10 protein-coding genes are annotated in these 11,136 nt (G+C 64.9%); 5 read left to right on the forward strand and 5 right to left on the reverse strand.

Annotation, left to right across the window (positions count from 1 at the left end; genetic code table 11):
- Window positions 1-112 precede the first annotated feature (112 nt).
- The 4 genes from rfbA to rfbC are packed head-to-tail and all read right to left on the reverse strand — an operon-like array spanning window position 113 to window position 3,698.
- Window positions 113-982, reverse strand: a complete 870-nt coding sequence (gene rfbA, locus KZ810_RS16525) for a glucose-1-phosphate thymidylyltransferase RfbA (RefSeq protein WP_219770225.1) — start codon at window positions 980-982, stop codon at window positions 113-115.
- On the reverse strand, window positions 979-1,920 hold the full coding sequence (gene rfbD / locus KZ810_RS16530) for a dTDP-4-dehydrorhamnose reductase (protein ID WP_258045052.1): 942 nt from the start codon (window positions 1,918-1,920) through the stop codon (window positions 979-981). Before rfbD ends, rfbA begins: the two co-directional genes overlap by 4 nt.
- The gene (rfbB, locus tag KZ810_RS16535; protein ID WP_219770227.1) at window positions 1,920-2,972 is read right to left on the reverse strand and encodes a dTDP-glucose 4,6-dehydratase; all 1,053 of its coding nucleotides are present in this window, start codon (window positions 2,970-2,972) and stop codon (window positions 1,920-1,922) included. The genes rfbD and rfbB overlap by 1 nt, the downstream gene beginning before the upstream one ends.
- Window positions 2,973-2,984: 12 nt before the next feature.
- Window positions 2,985-3,698, reverse strand: coding sequence for a dTDP-4-dehydrorhamnose 3,5-epimerase (rfbC, locus tag KZ810_RS16540; RefSeq protein ID WP_308461585.1), 714 nt, complete (start codon window positions 3,696-3,698; stop codon window positions 2,985-2,987).
- Between rfbC and KZ810_RS16545 the strand changes: the two genes are divergently transcribed.
- From KZ810_RS16545 to KZ810_RS16565, 5 genes are all read left to right on the forward strand, one after another.
- Window positions 3,682-4,935: a tetratricopeptide repeat protein gene (locus KZ810_RS16545; protein ID WP_219770228.1), complete on the forward strand. Its 1,254-nt coding sequence runs from the start codon at window positions 3,682-3,684 to the stop codon at window positions 4,933-4,935. The two genes, rfbC and KZ810_RS16545, sit on opposite strands and share 17 nt — an antisense overlap.
- Before the next feature lies 1 nt (window position 4,936).
- Window positions 4,937-6,397, forward strand: a complete 1,461-nt coding sequence (locus KZ810_RS16550; protein WP_219770229.1) for an O-antigen ligase family protein — start codon at window positions 4,937-4,939, stop codon at window positions 6,395-6,397.
- Window positions 6,398-6,506: 109 nt separating this feature from the next.
- Complete coding sequence (locus KZ810_RS16555; protein WP_258045053.1) at window positions 6,507-7,217, forward strand: polysaccharide biosynthesis/export family protein; 711 nt, start codon at window positions 6,507-6,509, stop codon at window positions 7,215-7,217.
- A gap of 23 nt (window positions 7,218-7,240) precedes the next feature.
- Window positions 7,241-9,448: a GumC family protein gene (locus tag KZ810_RS16560; protein ID WP_219770230.1), complete on the forward strand. Its 2,208-nt coding sequence runs from the start codon at window positions 7,241-7,243 to the stop codon at window positions 9,446-9,448.
- Window positions 9,449-9,529: 81 nt separating this feature from the next.
- The gene (locus KZ810_RS16565) at window positions 9,530-10,414 is read left to right on the forward strand and encodes a hypothetical protein (RefSeq protein ID WP_219770231.1); all 885 of its coding nucleotides are present in this window, start codon (window positions 9,530-9,532) and stop codon (window positions 10,412-10,414) included.
- 61 nt (window positions 10,415-10,475) lie between these two features.
- On the opposite strand, the gene KZ810_RS16570 is transcribed toward KZ810_RS16565, so the two are convergent.
- On the reverse strand, window positions 10,476-11,136 hold a 661-nt coding region (locus KZ810_RS16570; RefSeq protein WP_219770232.1), incomplete at its 5' end, for a rhamnan synthesis F family protein.

Genomic DNA, 11,136 nt, shown 5'->3' on the forward strand with positions numbered 1-11,136 from the left:
CAAATTTCTGCGCAGGGGAGACATGACATGCCGTCCAAGAATAGTGCCTAACCATCTCGATGACTACGTCTCGGCGTTGCACTCAATCGACCGCCAACGATCGATGGTGGCTTCAGCCCTGCTCCACTGCGCGCAGGATGGCGCGTCCGTAGGCGGTTTTCTTGAACCGCTCACCTGCGGCACGCGCTTGGTCGGCGGAGATAAAGCCCATTTCGAACGCGATCTCCTCGAGACAGGCGATCTGAACGCCCTGGCGGTGCTGGAGCGTGCGGACGAACTCGCCGGCTTCAAGCAGGCTGTCATGCGTGCCGGTGTCGAGCCAGGCATAACCGCGCCCCATCTGCTCGACGAATAGATCGCCCGCCTCTAGGTAGATGCGGTTCAGGTCGGTGATCTCGAGCTCGCCGCGCGCGCTCGGCTTCAGGTTGCGCGCGAACTCGACGACGCGGTTGTCGTAGAAGTAGAGGCCGGTCACCGCGTGGTTCGACTTCGGCTGGGCGGGTTTCTCCTCCAGGCTGACTGCGCGGCCGCCTTCGCCGAACTCGACCACGCCGTAGCGCTCGGGATCCTCGACCTGGTAAGAGAACACCGTCGCGCAGCCTTTCCGCGCGACCGCATTTTTCAGCAGGTCGGTCAGGTGCGCGCCGAAGAAGATGTTGTCACCGAGCACCAGCGCGACGTCGTCGTCGCCGATGAAGTCCGCGCCGATCGTGAACGCCTGCGCCAGCCCATCGGGGCTCGGTTGTTCGGCGTAGGCGATCGAGATGCCGAAGGCGGAGCCGTCCTCGAACAGCCGGCGGTAATTGTCGAGATACTCAGGCGACGAGATGATCAGCACGTCGCGGATGCCGGCGAGCATCAGCACCGACAGCGGGTAATAGATCATCGGCTTGTCGTAGACGGGCAAGAGCTGCTTGTTGACCGCCAGCGTCGCCGGGTGGAGCCGCGTGCCCGAGCCGCCCGCGAGAATGATGCCCTTCACTTCACGTCTCCGATCAGGTCGTTCAGAATGTCGCCGAGCGCGTCCTGCCAGGGGCGGGGTGCGATACCGTAGGCCTCCTGAATCGCCTGGTGGCTGAGCAGCGAGTTGGCCGGGCGCTTGGCCGGGGTGGGGTATTCGGCGGTGGTGATGCCGGCGACTTCGGCCGAGGCACCGCCGCGCGCCGCGGACTGGCGGAAGATCTCGCGCGCGAAGCCCGCCCAGGTCACTTCGCCCGCGTTGGAGAAGTGGAACGTTCCGGTCGGCGCGTCCGGGTCCGCGATCAGCCGGAGCGTGATCGTCTGGAGCGCCTGCGCGAGGTCGGCCGCGCTGGTGGGCGAGCCGCGCTGGTCGTCGACGACGCGCAACGTCGGGTTGGTCGCGGCGACGCGCAGCATCGTCTTCACGAAATTGTTGCCGTGCGCCGAGACGACCCAGGCGGTGCGCACGATCGCGTGGCGCGCGCCCGAGGTACGGACCGCGAGCTCGCCGCCCAGCTTCGACGCGCCATAGACGCCGAGCGGCGCGACCGCGTCGTCAACCTGCCACGCGCCTGCCTTGTCGCCGGCGAAGACATAGTCGGTCGACACCTGGACGAGCGGGATGTTGGCGTCCGCACACGCCTTGCCGAACGCCGCGGGTGCCATCGCGTTGACGGCCCAGGCGGTAACGAGGTCGTTCTCGGCCTTGTCGACCGCGGTATAGGCAGCACCGTTGATCACGGCCGCGAACGGTTGCCCGTCGTGCCCGGCCGCGACGCGCGCCTCGACCGCAGCGGTGTCGGTCAGGTCGAGGTCGGCGACGTCGATCGCCACCACCTGCACGCCCGCGGGCCAGGTGAGCCGCTGGAGCTCGGTGCCGAGCTGGCCGTTCGCGCCGGTGACGAGGATGGCACCTGTCGCCGTGTCGCCTTGTCGGCTCGTCGACGTGTCGACAGACATTATGCCGCGACCCCGCGGCGCTCGGACGCCTTGGCCGCGACTAGCGGGCGCCACCAATCCTCGTTGGCGAGATACCATTCCACCGTCTTGCGGATGCCGCTCTCGAACGTCTCCTGCGGGTACCAGCCGAGCTCGTCGCCGATGCGGGATGCGTCGATCGCGTAACGCTTGTCGTGGCCGGGGCGGTCGGCAACCTCGCTCATCTGCTCGGCATAGGGACGGCCGTCGGCGCGCGGGCGCAGCTCGTCAAGGATCGAGCAGAGCGTGCGCACGACCTCGATGTTCTGCCGCTCGTTGTGCCCGCCGACATTGTAGGTGCGCCCGACCTCACCGCGCTCGAACACTGCCTGCAATGCGCGGACGTGGTCCTCGACGAACAGCCAGTCGCGCACCTGGTCGCCCTTGCCGTAAATCGGCAGCGGCTCGACATCCAACGCCTTGGCGATCATCAGCGGGATCAGCTTCTCAGGGAAGTGATACGGCCCGTAATTGTTCGAGCAATTGGTGATCAGCACCGGCAGCCCGAAGGTATGACCCCAGGCGCTTACCAAATGGTCCGACCCTGCCTTCGACGCCGAATAGGGCGAGCGCGGATCATAAGGCGTGTCCTCGGTGAACAGACCCGTCTCGCCTAATGTCCCATAAACCTCGTCGGTCGAGATGTGGTGGAAACGGAAAGCCGCGCGGGCGTCCTCGTCGAGCCCAAGCCAATAAGCGCGCGCCTCGGCGAGCATCGTGTAGGTGCCGACCACGTTGGTCTGAACGAACGCGCCGGGTCCGTCGATCGAGCGATCGACGTGGCTCTCGGCCGCCAGGTGCGTGATCACGTCGGGCTTGAACTCGGTGATCGCGCTGCGCACCGCATCGGCGTCGCAGATGTCACCCTGTACGAAGCGGTAGCGGTTTGAGTCCGCGACACGCTCCACGGTCGACAGCGTGCCGGCATAGGTCAGCTTGTCGAAGTTGAGCACTTCATGCTCGGTATTCTCAATCAGGTGACGGACGAGCGCCGAGCCGATGAAGCCGGCCCCGCCGGTGACGAAGATACGCATCGATACTATCCTTCAGGCGAGGGGCTGGAGCGGGTTGCCGTCATAGGGGAACGGGCTGTCGAAGTCGGCGAGCGCGGGCTGCACCTTGTCCTTGTCGCTGAGTTCGGGCGTCATGCCCGCCGGCATCGGCCAGCCGATCCCGGCACTGTCCCAGCGGATGCCGCCATCGGCCTCGGGCGCGTAGGTGTCGGAACATTTGTAGGTCACCTCGCAGTCCGGCTCGAGCGTGACGAAACCGTGCGCAAAACCTACGGGAATGAACAGCTGATGCCCGTTCTCGGCCGACAACTCGGCACCGACCCATTGGCCATAGGTCGGTGAGCCCTTGCGCACGTCAACCGCGACATCCCAGATCCGCCCGCGAATGCAGCGCACGAGCTTGTCCTGACCGCGCGGAGGCGCCTGGAAGTGCAGCCCGCGCAGCGTGTAGGCGGGGACCGATAGAGAATGGTTGTCCTGCACGAAGGTGCACGTGATGCCGAGCTTGGCGAACGCCGGCTCGGAATACACCTCGGTGAACCAGCCGCGGGCATCGCCAAAACGGCGGGGTTTGATCAGTTGGACGGACATGGGCGCGCCTTCTATTGCGGCGTTGCGGGAACGGCAATGAGGCTGAGTGGGATTGCCCGCGTTGCGGTATTTGCCGCTTTTCAATACAGCGGCGATCCATTGCGGTAACGCGTAGCGAATTGATTGCTCAAATTCGTTGTTGCTGCGGCATTCCAAGGAGTTGGTGTTGCAGCCGCGTTCGTTTGTTAAGCCTGGATTGATCCTGCTCCTAGGGCTCCTGATCGGCTGGGGCGTGCTGGCAGCGACAATCGATCGGGTGTTCGCTAACCGGGCGCCTGCACTTGCCTCGCAGTGGAACCCGGGCAGTGCAGACGCCAACGCTCGTCTCGGCGACACGTTGCTGCAAGGCGGTGATATTAAGGCAAATGCTGCCCGCATTGCCGCGCTCGCAGATCGCTCGATCGGACGGCAGCCGATTAATCCTATAGCGGCACGCCTACGTGGTTTGGTCGCTGCCGCGCGCGGAGATGAAGGGCGTGCAACCGGGCTGGTCCACTATGCGGAGGCCATGTCACGGCGGGATCTGCCGACGCAATTGTGGTTGATTGAAACCAACGTTGCACGCGGCGACGTGGATGCGGCGCTGCGCCACTACAACCGTGCCCTGAAAACATCAGTCAGCGGCCGCAACCTGCTTTTCCCGATCCTGGCGCAGGCCGCGAACGATCGTGCGATCTGGGTGCCGCTCAGCCGCATGCTCGCCGAGCGACCGCAATGGTGGCGCCCGTTCATGGTGCAGGCGGTTCAGCAAGGTAACAACCCCGACGCCTTGTACGCCTTCGCGCGCCGGCTTGGCATCGACCAACCAGGACGGCTCGACACCGGATTGTTGCAGGGTATCGAGAAGCGCTTGGTCGATCTGGGCGACTATCGCCGCAGCGCCGAGCTGTTCAACCGTGCACACGGCCAACCCGTGGGCTCCAATCCTTTGCTGCGCAACGGCGGGTTCGAGCAACCGAGCGGGTTCGATCCGTTCGAGTGGAATTTGAAGGACGAGCCCGATCTTGCCGCGGTGCGCCAGCCGAGCCCGCGTGCGCAGGGGGGCAGCGCGCTGTTCCTGACGGCAACGAACGGGCGCGGCGGTGATCTGGCGGTACAGTTGATCATGTTGGCACCTGGACGCTACGTCGTTGGAGCGACGGTGGGCGGGGTGTCAGGTGATCCGCTCGCCTTTCCGCACCTCGTCGTGCGCTGCGCGAAAGACGGGCGCGAGATCGTGAACACCCCCTTCCCCGCCGCGCCGAACGACGGCCGGGCGTGGCGCACCGGGTTTACGGTACCCGCCGGCTGCGCGGCACAGCGCATCGTCTTCCAGGCGACCGCCTCGCTGGATCCTTCCGACCTGACGCCGTGGATCGACAACATCACCATCCAACCGCAAGAAGGACGCTGACATGGCGTCGCCCCGTCGTCACCGCGCACGCGCTCATCGTTCGGCCGCCACGCATGGCTGGCTCCCGTCCGCGCTACAGGGCCCGCTCGCGCAGACCGCCCCCTTTTACCTGCTGCTCCTGCTGCTCGTCGCCTGCGCACTGGGCGGTGGATCATCGTTCGCCGACGTTTATTCGCTGCTATACGTCCGGCCGATCGCGATCGTCTGCTTCATCGCGGCGCTGCTGACCCCGACCGTTGCCGATTGGCGCACGTATCGCGCACCCTTGCTGCTGTTCGCGGTGTTTGCGCTGATGATGGCGGCTCAATTGATCCCGCTGCCGCCATCGGTCTGGACCGCGCTGCCCGGACGCGCACCCTACGTTTCGGCCGCGGCGCTGTCCGGCATCGCGCAACCGTGGCGGCCGATTTCGCTGACGCCCGACCTGACGCTCAACAGTCTCGCCGCCCTGATCGTGCCCGCCGCGGTACTGGCCGCCTTTATCAAGCTGACGCCCGTCCAGCGGCGCGCAATCGTGCTGGTGTTGATCGTCTTGTGCGGCCTGAGCGCTGCCCTAGGCGTGGCACAGTTCGCAGGCGGCAAGCGCAGTCTGCTCTACTGGTATCAGCGCACCTACCAGGGATATCCGGTCGGTTTCCTGTCCAATCGCAACCACCACGCGGTGTTGCTGGCGCTCGTATTTCCTGCGCTTCGCGTGTGGACGCTGTCGGCAACCCAGAACAAGGCTTGGCGCGTGCGTCGGCAATGGGTCGCGCTTGCGCTGGGCGTGTTCACTCTCCCGGTGATCCTGGCGACCGGATCACGCGCGGGAATGATGGTGACGCTGCTGAGCCTGGCGACCACCTTTGCGCTGTTTCCCGCCCGATCGGATCGCGAACGTGACCAGACCGCGGCACCGCGCTGGCACGGCCGATTGCTGCGCTTTGGCCTGCCGGCGGTGCTGCTGCTGCTGGTTGCGCTGACCTACGCGTTCGGTCGCGCCGCCTCGATCGACCGGTTCCTGTCGTTGTCGGCGCTCGATAGCGACCAACGGTTCCTGTACGCGCCGATCGTTCTCGCTATCGTCAAAGCCAATTTTCCCGTCGGCACCGGCTTCGGCAGTTTTGATCCGGTTTTCCGTCAATATGAGCCCGACGCGATCCTCAAGAGCAGCTTCTACAATCACGCGCATAATGAGCTGTTCGAACTAGCAATGATGGCGGGTTTGGCGGGTTTGCTGCTGTTGGTCGCGTTCCTGCTGTGGTGGGCGGTGCGGATGATCGCTGCGTTGCGGGTGCGTGGTGTCGCCGAAACCGATCTCGCGCGACTGGGCGGTGTGATCGTCGCCTTTATCCTGCTTGCCAGCTTGTTCGATTATCCGTTGCGCGCGCCGTTGATGGCGGCGGTGTTCACGCTCGGCTGCTGCCTGTTGTGCGAACGCCCGGGCACCGCGGCGAACACGGGCCGAACATCCCGGCTGTGACTTCCTTGCATGGCCGGTCTCATCATCGGCGCAGCCTACATTGCCACAATGGGGAAGCTGCCATAGAGGGTGAACATATGTCCCCGGTGCCCAGGAGCCCGCCTCCCCGATGAAGTTCTCCCTTGTCACGGCTACGTTGATCGCGCTGATCGGCGTCAGCGGGTGTGCCGAAGACCGGTTCGTTGGCCGCCCCGGATTGACTGTCGTGCAGCAGGGCGCCCTACCCGAACCGCTCGCCACCGATCTTGTGTCGGCGTCGCGTCCGCAGGTGCTCGGACCGTTTGATCAATTGTCGGTCGACGTGTTCGGCTTGCCCGAATTCAGCCGCACGGTGACGATCGATCGCAGCGGCAATATTTCCTTGCCGCTGGCAGGCGAGATCCCGGCCGCGGGGAAGACACCGACCCAATTGGCCCAAGCGGTGACGCAGAGCCTGCGCGCCAATTACGTGCGCGACCCGCGCGTCACGATCAACGTCACCCAGGTCGTTAGTCAGGTTCTGACGGTATCGGGTCAGGTGCGTCAGCCCGGACTCTACCCGGTGACCGGGCGCATGACGCTGCTGCGTGCGATCGCGCGCGCGCAGGGCGTGTCGGACGTCGCACGCGAAGACCTCGTGCTGGTGTTCCGGCGCGTGAACGGCCGCGACACGGTGGGCTTGTACGATCTGCGCGCGATCCAGCAGGGCATTTACGCCGATCCCGAGGTGTTCGCGAACGACGTCGTGCAGGTCGATGAATCTCGCGCGCGTCGCCTCTTCAACCTGGCCATTGCGTCGTCGGGGCTGATTGCCGGCCCGCTGATCGCGATCCTGAACTGATCCTGCGGAAAGCTGGCGGAGCAATGAACAATCTATCTTTCAGGCCCGCTCCCGCATCCGCGGGAGGAGCGTTCCCGGTCGAGGTGGAGCTCGCCGATACGAACGCCAACAAGCGCTCGCTGATCGCCGATTATCTGTCGATCGCCAATCGGCGCAAATGGCTGATCCTGGGCACGACGGTCGGTTTCGTGCTCGCCGGGCTGCTGATCACCCTGTTCATGACACCGCTTTACACGGCGTCGGCGACGATCGAGATCCAGCGCGAAACCAGCAACGTCGCCGAGGTTAAGGGCGAGGAGCGCACCCAGTCGAGCGTTGATGCCGAATTCTACGAAACGCAGTACGGGCTGCTGCGCTCGCGCGCACTCGCCGAGCGCGTGGCGCGAACCTTGCGGCTGGGCGACGATCCGGCGTTCTTCGAAACCTTCGGCGTCACCGCCCCGGACGAGTGGTTTCGGAACGGCCGCGCGGTTCAGACGCCAGCGGTCCGCGAGGAACGTTTGAAAACGGCAGGCGGACTGCTGCTCAAGAACATCAAGATCGAGCCCGAACGATTGTCGCGCCTGGTGGAGGTGAGCTTCACCAGCCCCGATCCGCAACTGTCCAAGCGCGTTGTCGATGGCTGGTCGGAGAACTTCGTTCAAACCACGCTTGAGCGTCGCTACGCGGCGACATCCTACGCGCGCAAATTCCTCGAAGACCGACTTCAGCAACTGCGCGTTCGCATCGACCAGTCGGAACGCGCGCTTGTTGGCTATGCCGCCAATCAGAATATCGTCAACATTCCGGGCAACAGCGGCACGCAGGGCGAAAGCACCGGCGAACGGTCGCTCGTCGCGGACGATCTGGTCAACCTGAACCGCGAGCTGGCCACCGCAACCGCGGACCGCGTTCAAGCCGAGAGCCGGCTGGCGGGCAACAGCAACGTGAAGGAAGCGCTCGACAATTCCACCACCAACACGTTGCGGGCGCGTCGTGCCGAACTGAACGCCGATTATGCGCGCATGCTTCAGCAATTCGCTCCCGATTATCCGCCGGCGAAGGCGCTGCGCGCCCAGATCGCGTCAATCGATGCTGCGCTGCGCGGTGAAACCGGGCGCGTCACGGACGTGCTGCGCCAGAATTACGACGCTGCGGTCACGCGCGAGAATGCGCTGGCAGCACAGGTCAAGCAGCTGACTGGGCGCGTGCTCGATTTCCGTCGTCGCAGCATCCAGTACAACATCCTGCAGCGCGAGGTGGACACCAACCGCCAGCTCTACGACGCGCTGCTCCAGCGCTACAAGGAGATCGGCGTCGCAGGCGGCGTCGGCGTCAACAACATCTCGGTGGTCGACGAGGCAGAGGTGCCCGGCGCTCCTTCGAGCCCGCGCTTGTTCTTCAACCTGGCATTGGCGCTGCTCGCCGGGCTGGTTGCGGGCTGCGGTATCGCACTGCTGCTCGAGCAGATCGACGAGGGTATCACCGATCCGATCGACGTGGAGCCGCTGCTCGGCATGCCGCTGATCGGCGTGACGCCGCGATTGAGCAACATCGAACCGCTCGACGCGCTGCAGGACTCCAAGTCGGCGCTGACCGAGGCTTACGCCTCCATCGCCGCCAACCTGGGTTTTGCCACGTCGCATGGTGTGCCGCGCAGCTTGGCGGTGACGAGCGCGCGTCCGGCCGAGGGCAAGAGCTCGACTAGCTACGCGCTGGCGCGATCACTGGCGCGGATCAACCGGCGCGTGCTGCTGCTCGACGCCGACATGCGCTCACCCTCGGTCCATCACCTGTTGCACCAGCCGCTCGGCAACGGGCTCAGCAATTATCTGGCCGGCGATGACAACCTCGGCACGTTGGTGCGTACAACCGAGGTCGACCGGCTCTCGATCATGACTGCAGGCCCGCAGCCGCCCAGCACGCCCGAACTGCTGGCAGGCAATCGCCTAACCATTTTGCTCGAACAGCTGGCAACCGAATTCGACCACGTGGTGCTCGACCTTCCCCCGGTGATGGGGCTGGCAGACGCGCCGCTGATCGCGAGCAAGGTGGAGGGGACGCTGATCGTCACCGCCGCGCACAGCACGCACAAGAACGTTGCGCGGCTGGCGGTTGGTCGCCTTCGCAGCGCGCACGCGCACCTGCTGGGTGCGGTGCTGTCGATGTTTGACTCCCGTCAGGCCAGCTATGGCTATGGCTATGGCTATGGCTACGGCGAGGGTTACGGCTACGGCGACAAGGCCAAATAGGAGCAGGAACCTGGCAGGCGGCGCGACCACACGCACGCGTCCGCCTGCGTCTCGCCCCGCAGCGCATCAGGAACACCGATCATGCCGACCACACGCCCGCAGTTCGCCAGCTTCTGGCGCGGCACGCTGTCACCCTTCGAACAGGCCTGCCTGCGTTCCTTCGTGAATGACGGCAACCACATCACCTTGTACAGCTACGAACCGCTGGCCGGCGTGCCCGACGGTGTTGCCACGGCCGATGCGCGCGACATCGCGCCGGAGGCGTCGGCGAGCCGTTTCCTCTACAAAGGCAAAGCCGACCTCAGTCATTTCTCCGACTACTTCCGCTACAATTTGTCGATGAAGAGCGACAGCATCTGGATCGATACCGATCTGCTGCTGGTCGCGCCCTTCCCTACCGACCTGCCCGCCACGATCGTCGCGAAGGAAAGCGACACGCTGATCTGCCCGGCGATCCTGCGGCTGGAACGCGGTGACCCCCGGCTGCCGCAGCTAGTCGCCGCGACCGAGGGCAAGATGGATCGCAATCTGGTTTGGGCGGAAACTGGCCCCAAGCTGATGACCACGGTGTTCGACGGCGATGCGATCATGCGCCAGGCGCTGCCACCGCGAATGTTCTTCCCGATCCCGCACGAGGAATTCTGGCGCGCCTTCGTTCCGGCGGAACGCGACTGGTGCGAGCGCACCACGCAGGGCGCCGTGGGTGTGCACCTGTGGAACAACATCGTCACGGCACTAGGATATTGGAAGGCGCTGGCGCCGCCCGTCGGATCGTACCTCCATCACCGCTTCGGGCAGGATGGCTCGCTTGATCTCTTCGCGGGCTGCTACCCGGCGAATGTCATGGAACGGATGGTGGAGAATTACCGCTTCCGCCTGAACGGCGAGGGCGTGGGGTTCGGCGCGATCGTGCGGCAGGCACTACCCAGCATCAAGCGCTCGTGGCGTTACCGCTTCGGCGATTGACGTAGCAGCATCCGGTCGACCGGCGGAGCCGAGGCTTGGCGGCTCCACCCCCGATGTTGGGCTACAGCAATCGCAGGTGCGTCTTGGCGATGATCCGGTCGAGGTCGGCCGGCGTGTCGACCGACTCCATTTCCGCCGGATTGGAGAAAAATGCCGGGGCGGCGATCTTGGTCCAGGTAAAGCCGGCGTGTTCGGCGACAAATAGGATCAGGCGCTCGATCGCGTGCTGATTGGTCCAGATCGTCTGACCCTTTTCCGGCGGGAAATCGTCAAAAGTCAGATCGGCGTCGATCAACGGTTTCAACGCTGCTCCCCGCGCCCAAAACATCGAGCCCGAGGGGAAATCGAGCACGTGCTGGTCGGTCAGCGCGATCCCCATCCGCTTGGCGAGCGGTTGTCCGAAGCGGAAATTGCCGTCCCAGTGCAGGCAGTCGCGCACGCCTTCGAAATGCTGGCACATGACGACGCCCATGTCGGGATGGCGATTGAACAGATCCACCACCGAACGCACGATGTCAGGTGTTCCCGCCAGCGTCCCGGCCAGCGTGTCGCGCCACGCGTCGCCGATCGTGCCGGTCAGCGTTTTCTTGCCCTGCAGGATCAGCACCAGCTCGTAGCGCGCGTAAACGTCGCGCAGCGTCACGAATTTCGGCGCGATATCGCGACCGCGATTGGGGGCGATCCTAACCTCCACCTGCCCGCCGGACCAGTCGGCGAACTCG

It is taken from the genome of Sphingomonas citricola, from assembly GCF_019429535.1.
Lineage (GTDB): Bacteria > Pseudomonadota > Alphaproteobacteria > Sphingomonadales > Sphingomonadaceae > Sphingomonas > Sphingomonas citricola.